General features: G+C 40.1%; 20 protein-coding genes. 18 read left to right on the forward strand and 2 right to left on the reverse strand.

The window, feature by feature from the left end; translation table 11 throughout:
• The first annotated feature begins 1 nt into the window (after position 1).
• The 3 genes from CWC04_RS13805 to CWC04_RS13815 all read left to right on the forward strand — a co-directional run bounded on the left by CWC04_RS13805 (position 2) and on the right by CWC04_RS13815 (position 5,041).
• A complete protein-coding gene (locus CWC04_RS13805) occupies positions 2 to 1,153 on the forward strand; it encodes a 5-(carboxyamino)imidazole ribonucleotide synthase (RefSeq protein WP_138685698.1) in 1,152 nt (383 codons plus the stop codon).
• Between the two features lie 115 nt (positions 1,154 to 1,268).
• Positions 1,269 to 2,432, forward strand: a complete 1,164-nt coding sequence (locus CWC04_RS13810; RefSeq protein WP_138685699.1) for an endonuclease/exonuclease/phosphatase family protein — start codon at positions 1,269 to 1,271, stop codon at positions 2,430 to 2,432.
• Between the two features lie 104 nt (positions 2,433 to 2,536).
• Positions 2,537 to 5,041 carry a S9 family peptidase gene (locus CWC04_RS13815; RefSeq protein ID WP_138685700.1) on the forward strand — a complete coding sequence of 835 codons (2,505 nt, stop codon included), beginning with the start codon at positions 2,537 to 2,539 and terminating at the stop codon, positions 5,039 to 5,041.
• A gap of 85 nt (positions 5,042 to 5,126) precedes the next feature.
• Here the strand turns inward: CWC04_RS13815 and rrtA are convergent, their stop codons facing one another.
• On the reverse strand, positions 5,127 to 5,705 hold the full coding sequence (gene rrtA, locus CWC04_RS13820) for a rhombosortase (RefSeq protein ID WP_138685701.1): 579 nt from the start codon (positions 5,703 to 5,705) through the stop codon (positions 5,127 to 5,129).
• Between the two features lie 97 nt (positions 5,706 to 5,802).
• On the opposite strand from rrtA, the gene ggt reads away from it, so the two are divergent.
• The 3 genes from ggt to CWC04_RS13835 all read left to right on the forward strand — a co-directional run bounded on the left by ggt (position 5,803) and on the right by CWC04_RS13835 (position 10,299).
• The gene (gene ggt / locus CWC04_RS13825; protein ID WP_138685702.1) at positions 5,803 to 7,581 is read left to right on the forward strand and encodes a gamma-glutamyltransferase; all 1,779 of its coding nucleotides are present in this window, start codon (positions 5,803 to 5,805) and stop codon (positions 7,579 to 7,581) included.
• 142 nt (positions 7,582 to 7,723) lie between these two features.
• On the forward strand, positions 7,724 to 9,418 hold the full coding sequence (locus CWC04_RS13830; RefSeq protein ID WP_004586602.1) for an NAD-dependent malic enzyme: 1,695 nt from the start codon (positions 7,724 to 7,726) through the stop codon (positions 9,416 to 9,418).
• Between the two features lie 152 nt (positions 9,419 to 9,570).
• Positions 9,571 to 10,299, forward strand: coding sequence for an SIMPL domain-containing protein (locus CWC04_RS13835; protein WP_138685703.1), 729 nt, complete (start codon positions 9,571 to 9,573; stop codon positions 10,297 to 10,299).
• On the opposite strand, the gene CWC04_RS13840 is transcribed toward CWC04_RS13835, so the two are convergent.
• Positions 10,289 to 11,647: a DUF2254 domain-containing protein gene (locus CWC04_RS13840; protein ID WP_004586600.1), complete on the reverse strand. Its 1,359-nt coding sequence runs from the start codon at positions 11,645 to 11,647 to the stop codon at positions 10,289 to 10,291. The genes CWC04_RS13835 and CWC04_RS13840 overlap by 11 nt on opposite strands.
• A gap of 118 nt (positions 11,648 to 11,765) precedes the next feature.
• Here CWC04_RS13840 and CWC04_RS13845 point away from each other — a divergent pair, with 118 nt between their 5' ends.
• From CWC04_RS13845 to CWC04_RS19690, 12 genes are all read left to right on the forward strand, one after another.
• Positions 11,766 to 12,140 (forward strand): MAPEG family protein, encoded by a 375-nt coding sequence (locus CWC04_RS13845; protein ID WP_054982679.1) that lies wholly within the window; start codon positions 11,766 to 11,768, stop codon positions 12,138 to 12,140.
• Between the two features lie 11 nt (positions 12,141 to 12,151).
• Positions 12,152 to 12,781 carry a sulfotransferase gene (locus CWC04_RS13850; protein WP_138685704.1) on the forward strand — a complete coding sequence of 210 codons (630 nt, stop codon included), beginning with the start codon at positions 12,152 to 12,154 and terminating at the stop codon, positions 12,779 to 12,781.
• 75 nt (positions 12,782 to 12,856) lie between these two features.
• Positions 12,857 to 13,429: a MiaE family protein gene (locus CWC04_RS13855; protein WP_055014789.1), complete on the forward strand. Its 573-nt coding sequence runs from the start codon at positions 12,857 to 12,859 to the stop codon at positions 13,427 to 13,429.
• A gap of 183 nt (positions 13,430 to 13,612) precedes the next feature.
• The gene (locus tag CWC04_RS13860) at positions 13,613 to 15,532 is read left to right on the forward strand and encodes a secretin GspD/PilQ domain-containing protein (RefSeq protein WP_138685705.1); all 1,920 of its coding nucleotides are present in this window, start codon (positions 13,613 to 13,615) and stop codon (positions 15,530 to 15,532) included.
• A complete protein-coding gene (locus tag CWC04_RS13865) occupies positions 15,529 to 16,206 on the forward strand; it encodes a tetratricopeptide repeat protein (protein ID WP_138685706.1) in 678 nt (225 codons plus the stop codon). Before CWC04_RS13860 ends, CWC04_RS13865 begins: the two co-directional genes overlap by 4 nt.
• Positions 16,207 to 16,601: 395 nt before the next feature.
• Positions 16,602 to 16,991 (forward strand): hypothetical protein, encoded by a 390-nt coding sequence (locus tag CWC04_RS13870; protein WP_024033620.1) that lies wholly within the window; start codon positions 16,602 to 16,604, stop codon positions 16,989 to 16,991.
• A gap of 64 nt (positions 16,992 to 17,055) precedes the next feature.
• Positions 17,056 to 17,823 (forward strand): hypothetical protein, encoded by a 768-nt coding sequence (locus CWC04_RS13875; protein WP_138685707.1) that lies wholly within the window; start codon positions 17,056 to 17,058, stop codon positions 17,821 to 17,823.
• 6 nt (positions 17,824 to 17,829) lie between these two features.
• Positions 17,830 to 19,128: a TadA family conjugal transfer-associated ATPase gene (locus CWC04_RS13880; RefSeq protein ID WP_138685708.1), complete on the forward strand. Its 1,299-nt coding sequence runs from the start codon at positions 17,830 to 17,832 to the stop codon at positions 19,126 to 19,128.
• A complete protein-coding gene (locus tag CWC04_RS13885) occupies positions 19,121 to 19,996 on the forward strand; it encodes a type II secretion system F family protein (protein WP_138685709.1) in 876 nt (291 codons plus the stop codon). Before CWC04_RS13880 ends, CWC04_RS13885 begins: the two co-directional genes overlap by 8 nt.
• A complete protein-coding gene (locus CWC04_RS13890) occupies positions 19,993 to 20,808 on the forward strand; it encodes a type II secretion system F family protein (RefSeq protein WP_138685710.1) in 816 nt (271 codons plus the stop codon). Before CWC04_RS13885 ends, CWC04_RS13890 begins: the two co-directional genes overlap by 4 nt.
• Before the next feature lie 9 nt (positions 20,809 to 20,817).
• Positions 20,818 to 21,981 carry a hypothetical protein gene (locus CWC04_RS13895; protein WP_126007049.1) on the forward strand — a complete coding sequence of 388 codons (1,164 nt, stop codon included), beginning with the start codon at positions 20,818 to 20,820 and terminating at the stop codon, positions 21,979 to 21,981.
• Positions 21,978 to 24,809, forward strand: coding sequence for a response regulator (locus CWC04_RS19690; protein WP_171038583.1), 2,832 nt, complete (start codon positions 21,978 to 21,980; stop codon positions 24,807 to 24,809). The genes CWC04_RS13895 and CWC04_RS19690 overlap by 4 nt, the downstream gene beginning before the upstream one ends.
• Positions 24,810 to 24,982: the final 173 nt, after the last annotated feature.

Genomic DNA, 24,982 nt, shown 5'->3' on the forward strand with positions numbered 1-24,982 from the left:
AATGAAAATTTTAATTTTAGGTGCCGGCCAACTTGCGCGAATGATGAGCCTAGCAGGCGCCCCCCTTAATTTAAATGTGGTTGCGTACGATGTAGGCAGCCAAAAAATTATGCATCCGCTAACCGGTGAAATTTACACAACCACACTTGAGCAGGCAATTAGTGACGCTGATGCAATTACCGCAGAGTTTGAGCATATCCCCGATGATGTACTTACAATGTGCTGCAACAGTAATAAATTTTACCCAGGTAAAGCTGCCATTAAAACCGGTGGCGACCGCGCATTAGAAAAAGCGCTACTAGATAAAACAAACGTAGCATGTGCACCGTATCAACTGATCACAGAAAAAGCGCATTTAGAATTAGCGGTTAAAACCCTAGGCAAACCGCTGGTTATTAAAACGTGCCAAGCAGGGTACGATGGTAAAGGGCAGTGGCGTTTAAAATCAGATGACCAAATAGAGCAAATTTGGTCGGAAATGGCTGATTTTATTGCCTCTGGCACACAGGATGCGCCACACAGTATTATTGCTGAAAAAATGATCCCGTTTGACCGTGAAGTCTCTATTATTGGTGCACGCGATAAGCAAGGTAATGTGGCTATTTACCCAATTACTGAAAACGAGCACACCAACGGCGTGCTTACTTTGTCGATTGCAGGTAAAAATAACACGCTGGTTGAACAGCAGGCCCATAGTGCATTTACAAAAATTGCCAACGAGCTTAATTATGTTGGCGTACTTGCCATTGAGTTTTTTGATGTAAACGGTACTTTACTGGTTAACGAAATTGCGCCGCGAGTTCATAACTCAGGGCACTGGACACAGCAAGGTTGCCAGTGTTCGCAGTTCGAAAACCACATGCGAGCTGTAGCGGGTTTACCGCTAGGTAATCCAGAGCTTAAGCATATTACCGCTATGATTAACGTGCTGGGCCAAGGATGTATTCCTACCGAGGTTTTAACAGTCAGTGATGTAACCAGCCACTGGTACGGAAAAACGGCAAAACCTGGGCGTAAAATGGGGCATATTAATGTATCTGCAGATAACATTAATAACCTTGCCGATAAGCTTGGGCAACTAACCGATTACCTACCTGAGCAAGCGTACCCCGGCATTTTAAAAGCTGCAACTGCACTTATGCTAAGTGAGTAAAGGCTGCAATTAACTAATTAAATACCGGCTTAAGCCGGTATTTTTTTGTCATAAAAATAGGTATTAATTGTGTAATACTGGTAAAGTCTATTTTTTAATTTTTTGAAGTAAAAAAATGAAACTAAACATACTTTATGGCGCATTAGCCATTGCCGCTTCATTTAGTTTAAATGCTACAGCCAGCCAAAGCCTTCGTATTGCCACCTTTAATGTGAGTATGGATGCGACTAATCACACGCCAAAAGGCGAGCAAGTTAACCCCGATGCGCTAGTTAATGCACTAAAATCAAACCACCAGCAAATAAAAAATATAGCCGAAATAATTCAGCGTGTTCGCCCTGACATTATTTTATTAAACGAGTTTGACTACGTACCAAAAGCGCAAGGTATAGATTATTTTAAACGCCAGTTTTTAAATGTAAGCCAAAATAAACAAGACCCCATTGATTACCCATACAGTTTTATTGCCCCTGTAAATACAGGCCTTGCTACTGAGTTTGACCTTGATAACAACGGTAAAAAAACCGCTGTAATGGGCGATGCGCAAGGTTTTGGTTTTTTTGAAGGCCATTACGCTATGGCTATTTTATCTAAATACCCCATTAACCTTGAGAAACTGCGCACGCTTCAAACGTTTAAATATAAAGATATGCCTAATGCGCAAATGCCAATAGACCCTAAAACAAAAGAGAATTGGTATAACACGCAAGAATGGCAAGCGCTTAGGCTTAGCTCTAAATCGTTTTGGGATGTACCCGTAATAGTAAACAATAAAACGGTGCATGTGCTTGCCTCGCACCCAACACCGCCGGTGTTTGATGGCGACGAAGACAGAAACGGCAAACGTAATCATGATGAAGTTAGGTTAATTGCCGATTATGTTGCTAATAAAGCCTATATTTACGACGATAACGGCCAAAAAGGCGGATTAAAAGCAAACTCGCGGTTTGTTATTTTAGGTGACTTAAACGCCGCGCCTGAAGGGGATAAAGCACGGGTTGAAACCACTAATCAAATTTTAAGTAACCCACTTATAAATTCGCAATTTATACCGCAAAGCGCCGGTGCTAAAGAGCAATACCCGCAGCCATATGCAAAGCACTTTACCGCTAACTGGCAAGCGCGTGTAGATTATGTATTACCCTCTACCTATGGGTTTAAAATACAAGATGGCGGGGTGTTTTGGCCCACTAAAAACAGCGAGCAATATAGATTAATAAAAGATAGAAACGCATCGAGCGATCACCGATTGGTGTGGCTCGATTTGCTAATAGAGTAAACTCAGCTTTACCGTGAAAATGCGTTATTTATCTTAAAAAATTGCAATAACTCAAGTGCTTCTGCTTAAATACGGCTCAATTATAATAACCGTATAGAAGCACTATGATTTTTAACCTATCGTCATCAAAAACATTAGTAGCGCTTGCTGTAACCTCTAGCATTATGCTTGCAGGTTGTAGTGCTACCGCTAATACCTCTTCATCACAGCAAAGCGCTTTACCAGCAACTCCTGTTGCTGCGGTTGTAAACACACCTGCTGATGCTGGCTCGCAAAATATTACGCTAGAACAAGCCATGGCAAATCCTGATTGGATAGGCAACCAGCCTAAAAATGCGTACTGGGCAAGTGATTCAGCCACCATTATTTTTGCTCAAAAGCAGCAAGGCAGTAACCTAAACGATATTTATAGCCAGCCAATTAACAGCAAAAAAGCGATGCAAGTTTCACTTGATAAACTGCATACTGTAGGTGCTTCTAAAGCGGTTTATTCATCAGATAGAACACTTCAAGCTTATACGTTTAAAGGCAATGTATTTGTTAAAAACCTAACAACGGGTGAACTTAAACAAATAACTGCTACCTCAGCTAATGAGTCTAAACCACAGTTTTTAAACAATGGCGATTTAGTTTACCGCCAAGGTAATGTGTTTTTTAAAGTTGATTTAAAAACAGGGCTAAGTACAGAGCTTGCTAACTTAAAATTGGCCGATGAGCCAAAAGGCTTACAAGAGCCAACTAGTTACATAGCAAAAGAGCAGCATAAACTGATTGAGTTTGTGGCGCTGCAGCATAAAAACAAACAGGATACACAAATACGCAATGAGCAAATAAACACGCAAAATAGCTCCATTGCTAACACCGCTTTTTATTTAGGTGATGGCAATGTAATTAAAGAAGCGCAATTATCGCCAAACGGTGATGCTTTAATTGTTGTGCTGCAAAAGCAGCAATCTTGGCGTGATAAAGGCGATATTATGCCTAATTACATCACCGATGATGCCACTATTGAGCCTAAAAAAGTGCGCCGTCGTGTGGCTGATGCAAAAGAGCAAACATCATCGGTGATACACATTAACCTTGTAGATAAAACACAAACGCCACTGAGCTTTGATACCCTACCGGGCTTTGATGAAGATGTTTTAGCCGATGTTAAAAAAGAAAACTACGCGCGTGATGGTAAAACGTATAAATCTAAAAAAGCGCCACGCGGTATTAACTTAATTACTAATTGGGGTTTAAACCAAGCTCCCATAGTGTGGAACGATGACGGCACGCAAGTTGCCATTATGCTAGAGGCGTGGGATAACAAAGACCGCTGGATAGCCACAATCGACTTTGATAAAAACGAGCTTGTGTCGCAGCACCGCCTGCATGATGATGCTTGGATAGCTTACGCGTTTAACAATTTTGGCTGGTTACATAATTCAAACACCCTGTATTACTTATCAGAAGAGTCGGGCTATAGTCAGCTTTACAAAAAACCGCTTAACGGCAAAGCAACCGCTTTAACTAGTGGCCAGTTTGAAGTATCGGACATTACGTTAACTCATGATAATAGTGCTATTTATTACAAGGCAAACGTAGAGCACCCAGGCCTTTACGAAATTTACCGTGTTAATCCACAAACAGGTAAAAACGAGCAAGTGACTGACCTTAACGGTATGACCGACTACACGTTAAGCCCAGACGAAAGTAAATTACTGCTTAAGCACTCTAAAATAACAATGCCAACAGAGCTTTTTGTTGCCGATGCTAAAGCAAACACCACGGCTACACAGCTCACCCATACGGTGTCGGATGAATTTTTAGCTAAAAAGCTCACCGCACCTAAAATTGTTGCCGTGCCATCTAGCCACACAGAGCAACCTATTTATGCCAAGGTGTATTACCCAAGTGACTATGTAGAAGGTGAAACAGGCAAAACCCGTAAAGCGGTTATTTTTAACCACGGAGCAGGGTACTTACAAAACTCACACATGGGTTGGTCTGTGTATTTTCGTGAGTTTATGTTTCATTCATTACTTGCCGATGAAGGTTACATAGTGATGGATATGGATTACCGCGCTTCTAAAGGTTATGGTCGCGATTGGCGTACTGCGATTTATCGCCAAATGGGTACACCTGAAACGCAAGATTTAGCAGATGGCGTTAAATGGATGGCGCAAAACGCAAATGTTGACACCAACGCAGTAGGCACATACGGTGGCTCATACGGCGGGTTTATGACCTTTATGGCGCTATTTACTGCCCCTGAGCTATTTCAATCTGGGGCAGCACTTCGTCCAGTAACTGATTGGGCGCATTACAACACTGCTTACACGGCTAATATTTTAAATCACCCAGATGTAGACCCCATTGCGTATGAGCGCAGCTCACCAATTTATTACGCAGAGGGCTTAAACAAGCGCTTATTAATTAACGCACCTATGGTTGACGATAACGTGTTTTTTCAAGACTCAGTACGTTTAGTACAGCGATTAATTGAACTTGAAAAGCAAAACTTTGAAACGGCCATCTTCCCGGTAGAGCCGCATGGCTTTGTACAGCCATCAAGCTGGTTAGATGAATACCGCCGTATTCATAAATTATTTAAAGAAACACTTTAATCTTAAATTTTTAAATTAGAGTATAAAAACAAAAACGCCGCGTTAACTAACTCGGCGTTTTTATTGATATTGAAAAACTTAATCGCTATTTTTTTAAGTATTTAATTGCTAAAGGTATGCCAAGCAATGTGCCGCCCACCGCGCCAATTAAGTGCGCATCAATGGCAACGGTTGAATCAATTAATTGGCCAATACTGGCATTTGGGCCGTTTACTTGCTCCATTATTATTTTTATCCACACACCTATAAATAATAAATAACCCGATTTAAGCGACAGGGTAATGTCTTTCACCGCTCCCCAAATAATGACACCATGCAATAGGGCGCTTAACCCCGTGTATATAGATATAGCAGGGCAAAACCATAATACGCCGAGCCCACACCACAGTGCTAAAAAACACACATTAAAGGCATAACGCGCAGGCGACGTGTATTCGCCATGCAGCAACCAAATTAAAAATATGCCTAATGCATTTAATCCTAAATGCGCCCAGTTAGCATGTACAAATTGACTGGTAAACACTCGCCAAACTTCGCCGTTTTCAATGAGCGCTCGGTTAAATTCAAGTAAATTATTTAAATCAAATGCAGCAAAAACAATGCTAAAAAGCATCAAAAATAATGGCGGAAGTAAATAACGAGGTTGTAGCGGTAAATTAAGCATTTTATTATGTTTTTTTAGTCAAAATTTTTGCATATTGTGCCCGTTTAACTTTAAGATGCCAAATACAACTACGTAATTAAGTGTTTTTAGTATTTTTATGCATTTTAAACTTAAGTCATTATTTACTATTGGTTTGTTTGCAGTAACGCTGCCAACAATAGCAAAAGAACCTGCAAAATTAGAAATTCGCGAGCCAGAAGCCACCACCTCAATTGTACAAAAACAATTAGTAACTGGTGATCAATACATGGTGGCCGCGGCCAACCCGTATGCCTCACAAGCTGGACAACAGATTTTAGCTAAAGGCGGAAGCGCGGTAGACGCGGCAATTGCAACGCAATTAGTGCTTACCTTAGTTGAGCCACAATCATCGGGCATTGGTGGTGGTACATTTATGATGTACTACAACAAAGCCGATAACCTACTTACAAGCTTTGATGGCCGTGAAACCGCGCCACAAAATGCTGACGAAAACCTGTTTTTAGATAAACACGGTAAAGCCGTTAAGTGGATTGAAGCAGTTGTTGGCGGTCGCTCTGTGGGTGTGCCAGGTATTTTGCATGCCTTTGCAAGTGCGCATCAACAATACGGTAAACTTGCGTGGAGCGAGTTATTTAAACCCGCTATTAAACTTGCCGAGCAGGGCTTTGAGGTGTCGCCACGTTTACACGGTTTATTGGCACGCCAATTAAATCCAGGTGTAATGAGTATGCCGGTGATTAACGAGTATTTTTACCCTAATGGCGAATTAATTAAAGCTGGTACTATTAAAAAAAATCAGCCCTTAGCAAATTTATACAAAGACATTGCTAAACAAGGCATTGATGCATTTTATAAAGGCGATAACGCTAAGCAAATGGTAAACGCAGTGCAAAATTCAAAAATTGCACCGGGTACATTAAGCGAATCAGACCTTGCTAATTACAAAAGCAAGCAACGCGACGCCGTATGTATTAAATACCGTGCTTATAATGTGTGCTCTATGGCCCCACCGAGCAGTGGTGGTGTAGCGGTATTACAAATTTTGGGCTTGCTAGAACACAAAGACATGAGCGCGCTTAAACCTAATAGCGAAGAGGCAATTCATTACTTTAGCCAAGCCTCACGCATAGCATTTGCCGATCGCAATATGTACATGGGTGACCCTGATTTTACACAAGTGCCTACCAAAGAGCTGTTAAATAAAAAGTACATTGCATCGCGCGCCAAGCTTATTACTGAGCAAGACACAAAAGCAGTTGCAGGTAATCCGGTAGGCTACTTAAGTTACGCAAAAGATGATTCTTTTGAGTTGCCATCAACATCGCACGTATCCATTGTAGATAGCTTTGGTAATGCCGTATCAATGACCAGTTCAATTGAAATGGCGTTTGGCTCCACTGTGATGGTTAATGGCTTTATTTTAAATAACCAATTAACCGATTTTGCGCTTTCGCCACGTATTGACGGCAAATTAGTAGCTAACCGCGTTGAGGCGGGTAAACGCCCACGCAGCTCTATGTCGCCAGTAATGGTGTTTAACAACGACGGCAGCTTACGCTTAGTGGTTGGCTCGCCAGGTGGCAGCCGTATCATTGATTACGTAGCGCAAGTGGTTATTGGTGTACTGGATTGGAATTTATCGGCGCAAGAGGCGATTAACCTGCCAAGAACCACCAATCGTAACGATTACACGAGCCTTGAAAAAGGCACTGTGCTTGAAGCCATAGCCCCACAATTAACTAAACGCGGCCATGCGGTACGCGTACTTGATTTAAACTCTGGCTTACATGCCGTAGAGGTTAAAAACAATAAATTGTATGGCGGTGCTGATCCGCGCCGTGAAGGGGTTGCTTTGTCGGATTTAACTGACAAAAACGCCACTATCAAATTTTAATTTATGTATAATAGCCATGCAGGCAGTGAAGCCTGCATGTGTTTTCTCTCAATGGTCTGACAAGCTTAATTGTCATTGCAATTTAACCTTTTACAATGATAATGGCAGATCATAACTTAAGACTCCGTTAAAGCCTGGAAATATGACAACTAATACTGATCCTAACTACCTTTATATTCCTTACTCTGGCCCTGGCCTAATTGAAACTCCGCTTTTAAACAAAGGCAGCGCGTTTAGTAAAAAAGAACGCGAAAACTTTAACCTTGCGGGTTTGCTTCCTCCACGTTTTGAAACAATTGAAGAGCAGGTTGAGCGTTGTTATCAGCAGTATTCAAGCTTTAACGATAACTTAAACAAGCATATTTACTTGCGTGCCATTCAAGATAACAACGAAACACTTTACTACCGTTTAGTGCGTGATCATCTTGAAGAAATGATGCCAATTATTTACACGCCAACGGTTGGTGATGCCTGTGAAAAATTCTCAGATATTTACCGCAGTGCACGTGGCTTATTTATTTCGTACGAAGATCGCTATCAAATTGACGACATTCTACGTAACGCCACCAAAGGCAAAGTAAAAGTAATTGTGGTTACCGATGGCGAACGTATTTTAGGCCTAGGCGATCAGGGTATTGGTGGCATGGGTATTCCTATTGGTAAATTATCACTTTACACAGCGTGTGGTGGTATTAGCCCAGCGTACACATTACCTGTAATGCTTGATGTGGGTACTAACAACGAAAAACTGCTTAATGACCCTATGTACATGGGCGCGCGTCATAAGCGTATTGCGCAAGATGAATACGATGAGTTTTTAGACTTGTTCATTAAAGCGGTTAAACGTCGCTGGCCAAATGTATTACTGCAGTTTGAAGATTTTGCACAGCCAAACGCTATGCCTTTACTTAAACGCTACCGTAACGAAATTTGTAGCTTTAATGATGACATTCAAGGTACTGCAGCGGTAACTGTAGGCTCTTTATTAGCTGCGTGTCGTGTTAAAGGCTCAACCCTTAGCGAGCAAAAAGTGGTATTTGTTGGCGCAGGCTCAGCCGGTTGTGGTATTGCAGAGCAAATTATTAGCCAAATGGTGTTTGAAGGCATTAGCGAAGCACAAGCGCGCAGCCAAGTATTTATGGTTGACCGTTTTGGCCTACTCACTGAAGGCATGGAAGGCTTACGCGATTTCCAACAAGCACTAGCGCAACCACAAGCTGCATTAAGCGAGTGGACTTACAGCGGCGAATACGCTTCATTATTAGATGTAATGCACTGTGCAGCACCTGATATTTTAATTGGTGTATCGGGTCAACCGGGTTTATTTACCGAGCAAGTTATCCGCGCTATGCACTCAGGCTGTGAGCAACCGATTATTTTCCCATTAAGTAATCCATCTAAGCAGGTTGAAGCACACCCAGCAGATGTTATTAAATGGACTGAAGGTAAAGCACTTGTAGCAACGGGTAGCCCGTTTGAGCCAGTAGAATTTAATGGTGAAGTGTTCCCAATTCCACAGTGTAACAACAGTTATATTTTCCCAGGTATTGGCCTAGGTGTGATTGCAGCAAAAGCAACACGCATTACCGATGCAATGCTGAGTATGTCGAGCGAAATGCTTGCTGAGTCATCCCCCCGTGCAAACACCGGTAAAGGCAGCTTATTACCTGCACTGACTGAAATTGAAACGTTAAGTAAGCGTATTGCATTTGCAGTGGCTAAAAAAGCAATTGAAGAGGGCGTAGCTCTTGAGATTAGCGACGATGCACTGTGGGCTGCTATTGATAGAAATTACTGGTTACCTAAATACCGTAACTACAAACGTTGCAGCATTTAATTACGCTGAGTAACGTAAAGTAAATAAGGCTGTACGTTGCGTTACAGCCAGTTACAAAAAGCAGGCAATTGCCTGTTTTTTTGTGCTTGTTCATTTATTGTTAACCACGTAGGCTCTTTAATGGTGACAACAAAAATACAATGGATAATGCAATGAAAACACACATTCTTTTATTAAGTAGCGCAATTGCCTTAACTACCTTAAGTGTTGATGCGCATGCAAACTCAACACCTAACGCCCCTCATATTTATGTTAAAGGTGAAGCAACCGTAACCACTATGCCTGACTACGTACAATTAAGCGTAGGCATTGTAGAAATAGATAAAGACCTAATTGATGCTAAAAACAAAGCCGATAAAACCATGGCTAAAGCGATCAAATTAGTAAAAGAGCTTGGCATTAAAGACGGTAATATTAATGCAGGGCATATTTCTATAAATCGAGAAAGCCAATATAACAGAAGCTCTGGCGAGCAAGAATTTAAAGGCTTTAGAGTGTCGCGCACGTTAAGCGTTAAACTCTCGCAAATCGAAAAATACCCTCAGCTGTTACAAAACCTAGTAAATAACGGCATTAACCAAATAAACCAAACGCAATTTTTAGCGAGCAACTATGAAGAGCTACACAAACAGGCGCAAAAACTGGCCATTCAAGATGCCCGTAAAGCCGCCAAAGAATTAAGTGCCGATTACGGCGTTGAGCTTAAAGGGTTATATACGGCATCGCTAAGCCCAATGAACGTACCTGCGCAGCCTTATGCACGCTCAGAAAAAACCATGATGGTGGCAGATAGCGCACCCGGTAATTTTGTTCCTGATGCGTATCATGCTGGAGAAATTAAAGTAACAGCGTCTAGCTATGCGGTTTACTTTATTGACTAGTATGTTGGCAGGTAAAACGAGCCACTAGTTTATCCCCTTGTGGCTTGCTAATGCGGGCAATCGCGTTAAGCATGTTGGTAATTTCTTGTCTGTCGTATTCGTTACTTACATGCTCGTTTATGTCATCTACAATGGCATTTAAGTAATTAAATAGGCTGTTTCGGGCTGCATCATTGCCATGCGCCACAAACAATATATTTTTAAATGCCTCTAAAACGTTTGTCATTACATACGCATCGCCTTTTGCGTAATTTCGCAGTGGCGTAAAGTTATCGTGCAGTAACTCATCAAAACTGGTTTCGTGTATAAAGAGTAACGGGGCGTTGTCGCTGTGTTTAAACGAATAATTTGTATCGTTAAGCGACAGGCGCTCAATTAATAAAATACTCAGCATATCTATCGATTTAACCGCTGTACCAGGGTCATTAATACCTGGGCTCATTGCTTTAACGGCAATTTCTGAAATTTGCGTTAATCCATAACGGTAATGATCGCTAATGTACTCTTCTATATAAAAAATAAAGCAGTCTAAAATTTTAGCAATAAGTTCTTCGTTGTTAGAAATGTCTTTATCGCATTTTAAAAACGGATAGCCTTTAACGGTAAAGTAACCTTGGTTTACCGAGATATACACCCGAATATTTTCCTCGGCTAATATGGCGCATAACTTATCTGTATGCACCCCTTTGTAATAACCCTCGGTAGTGCTATTAACTGAGTGCCACTGTGTAAAATCAGGAAAGTCAGTGAATGGTTTTTCTGATTGCCTATCTACAATGGCTTTAATTTCGCGTTTAGTTTGGCTAAATAAACCGTTAAGTACATTATCTACTTGAATGGCTTTAGATATTGAATGAATAAAAAATACAAACAAGCCAAGCGATACTAAACCAAACACCAATGACAGCAGCACCCCAAGCGATGGGATAGCGGTATCGCCACCTTCAAGCTTATTAATATTAATGAGCATAATAATTGAGTAAATTATGCTGCCTAAATAAAAGCCCAATACCATTTGATGCGACTTACGGGTAATAAGCCCAGGTACAACCCGCGGAGATAAACTGGCGCTGGCCGAATTTAAAACCACCATCACCATAGAAAAACTAAACACCGTAAGCGATATAATACTGCCTGCTAGCGTGCTTAAAATGGTGCGGGCATTTTCGGCGCTATCTACCAGCACAACAGATATAAACGCCTTGAGCTGCTCTACAGGTGCTATGTATTCAAGCGACATGGTAATTACAGCAAAAAGTAAAAAACCAACCGAAAGTACAGAAGGGTAAAAGCCAATGCTGTTGATCATTTCACGATAACGGTCGGCTACTTTGCGAGGGACAAACATAAATTCCTTTCATTGCGTTATAAAATTCAACTAATACACACTGTAGCATAGTTACTAAGTAAACTTATGATTGTGCAAAACTATGTTATTATTGCCAAAAATAAAATAGGACAACACCGTGATAGTTTCTACGTATGCTGCGCTTTTAGCGTTTTATTATATTTACTTAAGCTTTAATGTGATCAAAGTGCGCCGCAGTGAGCAAGTGTCGCTTGGCGATAACGGCAACCCTAAATTACAACGTGCAGTGCGTGCCCATGCTAATTTTATGGAATACGTACCCTTTGCGATTATTTTGCTTTTTTTAGCCGAATACCAAGGCCTTGCCAGCCATTATTGTAATATTTTAGGTGGCGCATTATTAATAGGGCGCGTTTTTCACAATTTAGGCATTGTTGAAAACAACCTTAAGTATCGCCAAATTGGTACCATTGCCACCTTTTTAGTGATGGTTATTAGTGCCTTTTTGTTGCTTGTAACACGCAATAGTTAGTAATAGCTGTTATGAGTAAAATATTTATAATAGGGCTTCCGCGTACTGGCACCACCAGTGTATGCCACGCTTTTTTAGAGTTTGGCATTGCCACGGCGCACACTGCGTACACCTCGTATTGTTTTGAAAACGCTACAGCCATAGCCGATACCCCCGCATTTAATGACTACCCAGCATTAGATAGCCATTACCCCGGCGCTAAATTTATATATTTAGCTCGCGAAAAAACACCCTGGATTGCCTCAATTAGGCAATTGCTTCTGCGAATGCATACTAATTTAACGCGCCCAGACGGTGGTTTTAATATTCATATAAAACGGTGTTACTTAACGACCTTTACTGACTTATCGATTGATAATATTAACCAAGATGATTATTTAGCAAAGTGCTACAACACACATTTAGCCAACGCGCGTGAGTATTTTAAGCACCGCAGTAACGACTACTTAGAAATTGATATAGCAAAGCCACAAAGTTTTACCGAGCTTACTGCGTTTTTGGGCGTTAAAAGCGAGCTTACAGACTTTGAAAAAATGAACATAGGCGGCAAAGTGACCGCATGGAACGATATTAAACACCCGTTAAAAATTGACTCAACAGCAAAAGGGCGCATAGATAAGCATTTACCTTATATGCGTTAATTTTGCTCTTCGCTGCAAGATTTTTACTATTAAATACGCTAAAATCCCCGCATTATTTTTTAAGTAGTACAAAAAATGTTTGAATTAAAATACAACACCCCCTTTGAATGGACCGAAGCGGTTTTAGCCGACTTTAATACGTTTTTACAAGACCACGCTGCTGCTGAGAAAAAGGCATCGGGCATGGCTATTTCTATGCTGTCTCATTACCCAGACAAGCGTAAACTGGTAAAAGCTATGACCGATTTAGCGCTTGAGGAGTTAATCCACTTTAAACAAGTGCTTAAACTGCTTATTGAACGCGATACTAATTTAGGTGATGACAAAAAAGATCCATACATAAAACAAATACGCGCTTTATTTAGACATGGCCGTGATGGATTTTTAATGGATAGATTACTGGTTGGCGGCGTTATTGAAGCCCGCGGCCACGAGCGTTTTTCATTGGTTGCCCAAGCATTACCAGAGGGTAAAGAAAAAGACTTTTATGTGGCGATTGCTAAATCAGAAGAAAAACATAAAAACTTATTTGTAGAGCTAGCGTACGAGTACTTTGATAAAGAAGAAGTTGATGTTCGTTTAGAAGAGCTACTAGTCGCTGAAGCCGAAATTTGTAAAAGCATTCCTTTTACTGCCGCACTGCATTAATACTTTTGGCACAAAGCACTGCTTTGTGCCTTCTCTCCTAACTTCATTTGCATTTTGCAAATCAAAATACTAAAGCCGTCTGTGCTTATATCTCCAATTATTTTAATTTATTGAATTTAAAGCTAAATATTTGCTGGTCTTAAACTTGCTCTGTTAAACCAACGCATACTTGAGGACGCGCATATGTTTAAAGCCATTATTTTTGTAATACTTTTTTTACCGTGCTGTGTATACGCCAAGCAAAGCAATTTAAATTACATAGAAAACGCCAATGGCGACAGAGTAAAAAAAGTATCCCACTTAGTTAAGTGGACCCATACTCGCTTTGTATTTAACCGCGATATAGCACGTGTTGCGCTAGGCCACGAAACCACACTCGATGTAAACGTAGTAAACGGACGCGAGCTGTTAATTTTAGCTAAAAAGTTGGGCCGCACCTCTATGATGGTGTGGTATGACGACAACACATCAGAAACATTTTTACTGGGCGTGACCGAAGACTACAGTGTACTTGAAAATGCCCTTAACGATATTCATCCTAACTTAGCGCTCACCATCGCACCTGATAGACACGCGGTAGTTCTACGCGGCGAAGTACCTACGCTTAATTATCGCCATGCAGCCCACGAAGCGGCAAAAAATTATTTATATGCAAGTAGCTCGCAATCGGCGCAACCTGTTATTACCTCTGCGCCTAACCAAGGAATGTTTAACTCTTTAGCGCAGCGTTTACAGGGCATGGGTAATTTAAACAATGGCTTAGCACAAAGCTCAAGTAAAGTAGCGATTATTAACCTTATTAAAGTTACGCAAGCGCCAAAGCCTAAGGAAGCGCGCATAGCGCAGGTGTTAAAATCGATGGGGGCTGACAAAGTAACTGTAAAACGTATTTCGGTGGATGAGTTATCAAACGATGATAACGATGTGTTTATGCTCAGCGGCACAGTTAAAAATCAAATCGAACTGGTGCGTTTGTTAAATACCATCAATAAATTATTTGAACCAGAGCAAGCAAGCCAAGCACCCACATCGGCACTAGATCCAAACGGGCTTATCAGTAGTGCAACGCAAAACGAAACAAGCGCTATTGAAGTACTCGCAAATGAGTCAGGCGGGTTATTAAATGGCGATTCTGGCATGACTTTAAGTAATGTAAATTCAAACGTAGCGCGGGCAACTTTGCTTTCGGTGGCTAAAGGTAAAGTGCTCTCAAGCATTGAAGTAGAAGACTTACCTCAAGTGAGGGTATCGGTGCAGCTTTATGAAGTTAATCAGCGCCGCTTAAAGCAATGGCGTCCAGATATTAGTGTGCTTTCGAATGGGTATAACAACGAGCAAGGTTTATTTGGCCTAGAAGGCATGAATGCCCGTGAGTCTGGCTCAGCATCAATAGAAAACGCACTGCAATTAATTGGCGGACAATTAACAAATAACTTGCAGTTATCAACCTCGCAATTTGCCATTGATATGTTGTTTTCTTTACTAGAGCAAGAGGGAATTTCAAGAACGCTTTCGCGACCTACACTTACCGTACTTGCAGGCGAAAGCGCGGTATTTAAAGTAGGCGGCGAAGTGCCTGTACCTACAAGCTACAGCCCATCAGGCGTTACCAGCGGGCAACAAGGTAACAGCGGTTCAGTGTTTAGTGGTACTGAGTTTAAATCGTTCGGCGTTGAGCTTAATGTTCGTGCGTTAGTGGATGACAAAGACCGCATAACCCTTGATTTAAACCCGGTTATTTCATTGCCAGACACCACACTCACAGCAGAAATAGCACAAAGCACCGGCAGCAGTTTAAACAGCAGTGCATTTAATACGCGCAGTATGCAAACATCTTCCCGTTTACAAGACGGACAACCTTTAATTATTGGTGGCTTAATTAGTACAGATAACAACGCCAGTCACGACTTTGTACCTGATGCAAACGGCGAGAGCCTGTTTGGTAAATTAAGCGAAACAACCAGTAAAAGCGAAAACAACCGCGAGTTGATTATTGTGGTTACCCCTAATTTAGTCCGCGAGCCGGTTAATAATTTACGCGTATGGCAAACAGTTGATTTAGATAGCCAAATGGCCAGTTTTATACAGGAGCAAGGGTTATGAAAATAATATATATCGTTATTTTACTGAGTATATCGGGCTGCGCACATATAGATTATGCGCCCAGTGTAAACCCACATACTGCGCTAAGTGAAATTGTTACTAAGTATGCACTAAACAGCAGTGCTTTAACTTGTGAAGGGGTAAGCGCGGTTAATTGTTTAGCCTTAGTGCATGAGCTTAATCAGTTAATGCTTGAGCACCCAAACAATAAGGTTATTTTATCTGTATCAGCTTATGCGCTGTATAAAAGCGGACGTGCTAATCAGGCGCAATCGGTAATAAACAAGCTTCTTAATTTACCTAATCCGCCTTTAAACGCGCTGTCTTTAGGCATTAACTTAGCTATTGAGCAAGGCAATTTAGCCAAAGCAAAACAAATTGCCCAATACGCTATTGATGAATTTGGTACTGAGGCTTCACCGTATTTACAAATGGCGTCTATTTATTATGCGCAAGGGCATTATGTTATCGCAGCTAATTATTTAGAGCTTGCCTATAAATTTGGCACGCATAAAAGCCATTATTACTATCACAAAGGGCTAATAGCTGAGGCGACACCTGATAACGCATTGGCGTGTCATTATTATAATGAGGCAATAGGTTTTGATGCGCAGCACAACCAAGCCACAGCGCGCTACGCGAAACTTTCGGTACTTGGTAATTGTAAAAGTTAAGGCCGCAAGGCCTTTTTATTTTATAAAACTGCGCACTCCTTAGTTAAACCCGCTCATAAAAAGTAAAAGCAACGTGCCTACCTAAACAATTAAAATAGCCTTACTCGTCGTTGTTTAAGCCTATCTCGCTTTGTGAATAACGCCCATCTAATTGCTCGCCACTCTTACTTTTAAAAGCTTGCCATAAATGAGTTAACAGCTGCCTTTTAATTAATCTCTGCTTGCCTTGTAACGCACTTTAATAATGATTTGCAAAATGCGAATCATAACAAGGATAAGCAAAGCACATTTTAAATGATAAAAATAAGCTGTTGATTTTTAATGATTTAATTAATGGCACGGTCCTCGCTATATGTAAAGTGGGCATAAGCTCTAACACATTTAAGGTGATCATTATGAAAACTATGAAAAGCAACTTAAACGGTAAAAAACAACAAGGCTTTGTACTTACTTCTGAGCTAATTATTCTTTCAACTTCTATGGTGGCAGCACTGGTAATTGGTTTATCAACCTTACGAGACTCTGTAACCAGCGAGCTTGAAGATGTAGCAGAAGCAATTGGCTCGTTAGATCAAAGCTATGTATTTGATGGCATGATCAACGCCGAAGGCACTGCAGAAATTTCAGGCTCTGGCTATGTTGATGCAGTAGATGTTTACGCAGGCGATGGTAGCTCGTTTACTTTTGTTGCCTCTGACTTTAGTGAAAGTGCTGCACTTATTAATGCAACGCCAAGTGGCGACGCTGCAACACGTACAGCAGCAGGTGGTTCACAAGGTAATTAAAATTATAACTACCTAAATCACACTGCCACAACCGTGTGGCAGTGAAATTTGTCAGGAGGAAATTATGAAAAGTAAAAATAATAAAGGGGCGACTACCGCTGCACTCACCTTACTTATCACCTCTGGCATGTTGGCCTCAGCGCTTGGCATCAGACAAGTAAACGAACAAGACTTAGTTACTGCCTGGGTGGTAAATAAAAATATGTCGGCGGGGCAAGTAGTGAGTGTGCACGACATTGCCCAAAAAGATGTAAACCCTAGTAACTATGCAAATATGGCGCTAAGTATACAAAATCCCCGCGCCTTTATTGGTAAGCAATTAGCCACTAATAAAATGGGTGAACAACCATTATTTGAAACAGATTTTATGCAGGTTAAAAGCCAAAATTTATCAGAGGCGATCCCCGCAGGCAGAGTGCTTTATACATTAAAATTAACCACTTTAGATATTCCATTATCGAGGGTGCACAAAGGCGACCGCTTAGATATTGTTGCTAAAACAAACCGACTTGTAAGAACCGTTGCGCGCGATGTGCAGCTTATTGGTATTTCAAAGGGTCCTGGCAGTAAAGCGCAAAAAAATGGCGTGATGGACAGCCTAGCAAAAAAAGAGCCGGCAACCAGCGCGGGTGTGTCATTAGTGTTGGGTGTACTCCCTAAAGATGTGTATTCGTTAGCCGCAATTGATACCCAAGATAAGGTATCGATAATTGTGCACAGCGCTTATGACATTGAACAAGGTCGCTTACAAAATTTCTCCCAATTACAAACTAGCCGAACAATTCAAGTGGTTAAAGGCGTTAAAAACCAAGCTGTATATGTAGCTAAGTGAGGCGCTATGTTTAATTTATCAAGTAAACCAGAGTCTATACAAACCAATTTAAATACCTTTGAATCACTTAAAAAAATTCTCCACGATGCAGTAATTGAAGAATACGAGCAAGACCCAAGTGCTTTACTGAATGATGCGCTGCTTGAAAAAATATCCGCCCTTTGCAGTGATATTGACGAATTTGCACAATCATCATTTAACAGCCATCAACAAGCTCAAGTAGTACAAGCCGTTTACGACGAAATACAAGGTTTAGGACCAATAGCGCAATTTATGCTGGATGACCAAGTAAGCGATATTTTAATTAACGATACGCAAAATATTTGGATAGATAAGCAAGGTAAATTGCTATGTACAGCCAGTAAGTTTGACGATGAACGTCACTTACGTCGTTTTGTTGATAGATTACTTGATAGTTGCGCTCGACAAGTTAACGCTCTGAATCCCATTGTAGATGGCAAACTAAAAGATGGCAGCAGGGTACATATTGTAGTGCCACCGGCATGCACCACTGCTGCTATTGTTTCGATTAGAAAATTTAACCACAAAAAAATTAACGATTATTTTTTAATCGACAATAAGTTTTTAAGCAAAAACTGCCTCACTTTTTTAAAAACCGCGGTGGCCTTAGGGGTTAATATTTTAGTGTGTGGAAATGCCGGCGCAGGCAAAACCACCTTATTAAATGTACTGGCTAATTCAATAAATACTAACGAGCGGGTAGTAACTATAGAAGAAAGTGCAGAGCTAAATTTGCACCATAATCATGTGGTGCAATTAGAGGCGCATGACACCAACAGCGATGGCAAAGGCGCCGTTACCCTGCGTGATTTAGTAAAAGCGGCACTAAGAATGCGCGCCGATAGAATACTTGTAGGCGAAGTACGCGCAGGTGAAGTAATAGACATGCTGCAAGCCATGAACTGCGGCCACCAAGGCTCAATGACCACCGTACATGCTAATAGTGCAAGCGATGCGGTAACCCGATTATCAACACTAGTGCAATTACATAACGCGCAGCTAAGCGACACCCACACCAGCGCATTAATCGCATCAAGCATTCAGTTAATTGTGCACGTTTCTAGAAATACAAACGGTGTAAGAACCCTAAAAAGTATTGGCGAAATAAAGCGTGTAGACGCACGTGCGCAATACTCTGCGCTGTATAGCGTAAGTGATACCGAACAAGTAAATGATAAGGCAATTAGTACCTCAAGCGTGGTGAGCTTTATGCAAAGCCAAGGTGCCAATGCAAACGAAATAAGTGCATTACTGCAACCGGCCAGGGAGCGTAATTATGAATAAACTTGATTACTTACTGGCCATAGCAAGTGTTATGTCATTTACCTTAGCACTGAGTGTTTTTATAACCCTTAAAGTAAAAACACACGCTGCAAATACTAAGCACGAGGTCGATGTACTCGAAGAAAAAGACATTATCACAGTATCACTGCGGGTACTTGGGATTAACATCAGTAATGCTTTATTTATAAGCGCTGCTTGCTCGCTTGCCACCAGTACTTGGTATGTTGCACAGTACTTTTATCCTCAAGCAACTACAAGTGCATTAATTGTTTCTTTGGTTGTATTTATAACCTGCTTTATAGTGATTATTGATTTAGCACACTATAAATTAGCCAAGTTTGAGCACTTATTTTTAGAGTACATAGAAACCGTACAATCGTGTTTAACTACTGGCCTTTCACTTGTTCAGGCTATGCAATTTGCCGACGAACACGCCGATAAATACATTAAACCGCAAAGTCATTTATTACTGCAGCGCTTAAATATGGGCAGTGATATACAAGGCTCGTTTGCCCCTTTGATTAAACGCTACAACTGCGAAACCGTGCGGTTATTTGCACATAGCATAATTACTCATACACAAAGCCAGTGCGATTTAACTGACATGCTTAAAAGTGTATGCAAAATGATGTCATTAAGAACACTAGATCGCCAGCAGCTCAAAGCTAAGCTTTCTGGTACTAAATACGCTGCGCTGTTTAGTGGCGTTTTACCCTACGCTTTAGTGCCTTTATTTAATTACACCGATCCAACCTGGTTCGATCCGCTGTTAAATAACCCCAATGGCATGGCGTTTATTACCGTTGCTGTGCTTTGCCAGTTATTTGGCTTTTTATGGCTTCGCCTAAGCTTGAGGGTAACGCTATGATAGACCTATTTTTATTTATTGGCTTATTGGTGAGTATGGGTGCATTTATCCATATTCAAAAGCAGTCATTAAAGGCTGAGGTTCAGCAACCTATTAAAACCAATATAAATTGGTATCCATTAATTGTTATTTCAAAAAGCCAATTTAGACAAGCAGGGTATCAGTTAAATAAAATTTTATTGAGCATGTACTGCTTTAAAATGGCCGCCACATTTTGTACTTATACTGCCATAGAGATCACTGGTTATGTATTAAGTACACCGCTTGTAGCCATTATCTGTTTTATTAGCTTTTTTGCGCCTGATATGTGGTTTTTATTTAAAAAAGGCCAGCGTAAAGTACGAATAAACAATAGCTTAGAGTTTTTTTTAAGTGTGCTGTTAGTGTATATGCGCGCAGGCTTTTCGCTAGAGCGCGCATTTGCTCTAGCAGTTGATCATGGGCTAAGTAAAAAACACCCTTTATATAAAGAGCTTAAACTATTTTTGTTTGAGCTCAGTGCCGGTAAAGACCGCGAAACAGCCTTTAATTCGTTATATGACAGAACAGGGGTCTCGGGTTTAAAAAAATTAGCTAATTTAATGCTTATAGGCTCTAAACTTGGCACTCCGTTAATACAAGCGGTTGAGTCACAATTAGAAAGCTTTGCGCTTAAAAAAAATATTTTATTAGCTAAAAAAGTAAATAAAAAAGCACTGCATACCACCTTTCCCATCATCTTAATTTGTTTTCCTATGTTTTTAGTACTGGTGTTTTTTCCTGCGGCGCTGCAGGTAATGAATGTACTAAAAATGCTGGTTGAAGTGCTATAGGAGCGCTCTATGAATAAACAATACCAACAGGGCTACATACTCACTATTGAGCTGATTTTAATTATTACCATTTTAATTATTGGCTCAATTGGTGGTGTTATTTTAGTGCGCGATGCACTTATTAAGCGCTATCACACAAAGGTAGATAACCAAATAACAGTTGTTGATGCTAATAACACCCCCTTAGGTATCGCCATTGGGTTTGATGAGCACCAAGCGCCTTTAATTTTTTACACAGACCGCCAAGCAAATGCAACATATCGCGCTTTAATTGGGATACGCGATGACAGGTTCACCTCACGAGAAGCCATTTATTACGATGCGCCTAATTGCCAAGGCAACCCGTGTATAAAAAGTTTAAGTGATGAGTTTTCAGATAGTTTAGGAGTTAGTAACACCGCTAATAGTGGCAATGTAAGTTATATCAATGCGCTACAGCAAGGCCCTAATTATGCCATTGGGCAATTAAGTAACTCCGTAATGGGGAAATTACTAAAAAGTACAGCATTAGCGTGCCCCGCAACAGGTGACGAAATTGTATCGCGCTATATGTCTCAAAAGGTAGTTACTGGTAACCCGTGCGAAAGCTTTGCAATTGCCAAACAACAAGCCGATAGTAGTTGTTTGGTTGGTGTAACTGCACTTGGTAATCCGTTATTAGGCATAGACAGTCAGCAATTATCGCAGTCGTGCAATAGTTGCCAAACAGGGTATGAGCCGCAAGGCGATATTCTTGATTTATATTTGCCACAAGTTGAAGTGTTATTAGGAACCGCGCTTGATGCACTGTCGCTCATAGGTGTAGCAAGCAGTGTAGATGTAGAGCTAGGCAGTATTTGCTGCCCACAAGGTACGCAACTAGAAGAAGATGAAAATATAGTAGAAACACTGGTATTTACTATTTTAGAAACAACTTTTGAGCTGCTAGGTATCGATTTAATAAATAACGACATAATTATTCAAACGCTGGCCCTTATTGGCATAGAGCCTGGCGTAACTTACTGCGAGGCTTCGCTCAATTTAACCTCGGCAGAGCCGGTGTTAAATGCACAAGGCGAACCTGCTTTAAATAACTTACTTCCGCCATTTAGAGTAAAACTTCCATCACATACAAGTGCTAACAGCACGCGTTGGATTTCTACACCGCCGAAAGGTGAAGGAGTGCGCCCATGAACAGTTCATATGCAAATAATATAAATGAGTTTAACAACACACAAATAGATGAAATAAAACAAGAAATAACCGAAACGCTGACCCTAATGAAGCAGTTTTACGATGTTTCTATTGTTAAATTCGTTGATTATAATGCCTTGTATACGCAACAAATTATTAGCTGCGATGACCCATACAAAGCCGACAGTGAATTAAATAGCTTGGCACAAACGTGCACACAAGAAAAACTCTACATAATTGAAGACACCTTATTTGACCCACTAACAAAAGGGCGCTGCCAACAGGTACGCTTTTACTCTCAATATCCCATTTATAATTTAGATAACAGCTTAATTGGCGTACTGATCATTGCCGATATTTCACCTAAAACACTTATTGGCTCTCAAAAAGAGCAATTTGTATCTTTTGCGCAATTACTGCAAACCCAGCTTAACAAACATTTTTCCCCAACTAAGACAATTAAACCGAGCGAGACAAAATCACTAAATCGATTTGTTCACTTATTTAGCTTAGCACCGGTGGCCTTTTTAATTGCGCTGGTTATTTGCTCGTTCTCGGCTTTGCTTATATATACGTTAGATAAAAAAGACAAAAAAAGTGCCTATGCCATACAAACTCAACAGTTAAGGCAAACGCTGTTTGATGCATTAGAGCGCTTTGACAACCAAGCACTTTACATTACTCAAAAAGATAAAATTGTCGCAGGCTTTTTAAAAAGCCAACAAAGTTATACTCAGCAACAATTAAGTGATTTAGTAAAAACACAGGTATCAAGCAGTTTGACGTATAAAGGTTTTGTTGTATTTGATAATGACTATAAACAACTTGCCATATGGTCTAAAAACAACTTTGATTTAGCAGCTTATGGCTTTACTAATTGGCTAAACGCATTTTCAATGCGCGCAAATAAACAATCAGTAGAGGTATTTACTGTTGCCGATACAGCGTTTTTAATTTCAGAAATAAACATGGGTAATAGCGCTATTTATACACTCACAGCCTTTGATTTAAGTAAGTTTTTAAATGCCATAATAGGTAAGCTAAATACGCAAAATTATAATTTATTTATATCAACCCCTCAGTTTATATTAGGAAGTAGGGGGGAGCTAAATGTTAAAGCTATCCCTAACAGCATAAGCGCAGCAAGTAGTCGTTTTCCTGCTACGTGGCGCTTGCATGTGCAACCCATCAAACCGATAACGCCTGCTAATGTATCTAGGTTCGACTTATTTAAACTGGCATTAATTAGCTTAGCTATATTTGCATTTGTTTATTACTTTTTACGTTTACCAAGGCGATTACATGACGAAATTAAACAAAAAAATACCCTTATACTTAATAGAGAATCGCTGTTTTCAAGCTCGCTTGATGCGCTGCCGCATGGCTTTGCCATTTTTAATAGTAACGAATTTCCGGTAATAACTAATCAGGCATTTAACGAATTGTTTTCTCATGTTATTCAAAACAATAAGCAATTAAGTTACAGCCAAATAATGAGTATATCTCAACAAAATAATATTATTACGCATTATCAAGAGCATAATAAATTAGCTAATGAACATAGCCAATTAATAGATATAGGATTTAGTGATGGCCGCTGGATCACCGTTGTGCAAAGGTATACCGACTTTGGTGGCTTTGTTTGTTACTTTAGAGATGAAACACAAGCGCATCAAAAAGAGTTATTACTTGCCCAAGTAGTAGAAAAGTCTAAGCAAGCTAACCAGCTAAAAGATAAATTTGTAGCACGCTTAGCAATGCAATTAAAAGCACCACTTAGTTCACTGCAATCTATAGTAGAGCTTAATTATAAAAACAGTAAAGGCAATTTTAACAATGAGTTAGAAAATGCATGCACACAGTTAAGTTGTGTTGTGCAGCAGTTGGTTAATATAAATAAAACCGATACCGGTAAATTAAAGCTTAAAATGAGCGCTATTAATTTAGCTGACTTACTTAAAAATACGGCCGATATTCTTAATAAAGACTCTGATGATAAAAATATAATCATTAATAACAATATGCCCATAGATAAAGGCATAAGCAGTGATGAAAAACTGATTATGCAATTAATTATTCAGCTGGCTAGTGAGCTTATAGAAAGCACACGTCAAGGCAAATTGTCGTTAAATTCTGAGCTGATTAACGAGCAAGGTAAACATTATTTGTCGCTTGGTTTTTCTATAAATAACTTAGCAAATCAGGGCAGCTTTTATAGTCAGTTACAAATGGTATGCAAACAACGGTCTTTTGAAAGTGATATTAATTTTGATGCTACATTAGAGCTGCGGTTTTTTATGTCAATTTTTAAAATGCTCGGCGGTAAAAATATTACTGTGCACGAACGCGGTAAAACAACATCTATTAATTTATCGTTATTAGTTAACACGGTAGAATTGTTACCCGTAAGTGCAAACAAGCAAGAGTCTATTACTGAAACTACAACGCATACAGAATTTAACAACACCAAATCGTTGCTATTAGTTGATGATGAACCGCTCGTAGAAATGGTTATTAAAGCCATGCTGAAAGATGAAAACGTAGCAATAGATTATGCAAGCAATGCAATAGAAGCTATGTTGATGGTGTCGCAAAATAATTACGATATTATTTTAATGGATATTGTTATGCCAGAACTCTCGGGCACAGACGCGATGCTTAAAATAAAAAAACATAACGCAGACAAGCAAACCAAAATTATTGCCCACACTTCAGATTCTGAAACAAATAGTAATGCTAAGTATGTTGAGCTTGGGTTTGACGACATGCTTGAAAAACCAGTAAAGCAGCAAGTATTAATTAATAAAATTAAGCATTTGCTAAGCTAGGCCAAATTAAACAATATAAAACTTAAAATACGCAGGGCCTATTATTTTTAATAGGCCCAAACTGGCAGTAATTATTTCATGTAGCTGCTACTTTATTTCATAATTTTAAAAATGAAGATTATTTTATAACTCTTTATTTTTTACTCTTTTCGCTTAACTCAAAATAAATCCTA

Origin of the sequence: Pseudoalteromonas sp. S2893 (assembly GCF_005887105.1) — a bacterium.
GTDB lineage: Bacteria > Pseudomonadota > Gammaproteobacteria > Enterobacterales > Alteromonadaceae > Pseudoalteromonas > Pseudoalteromonas atlantica.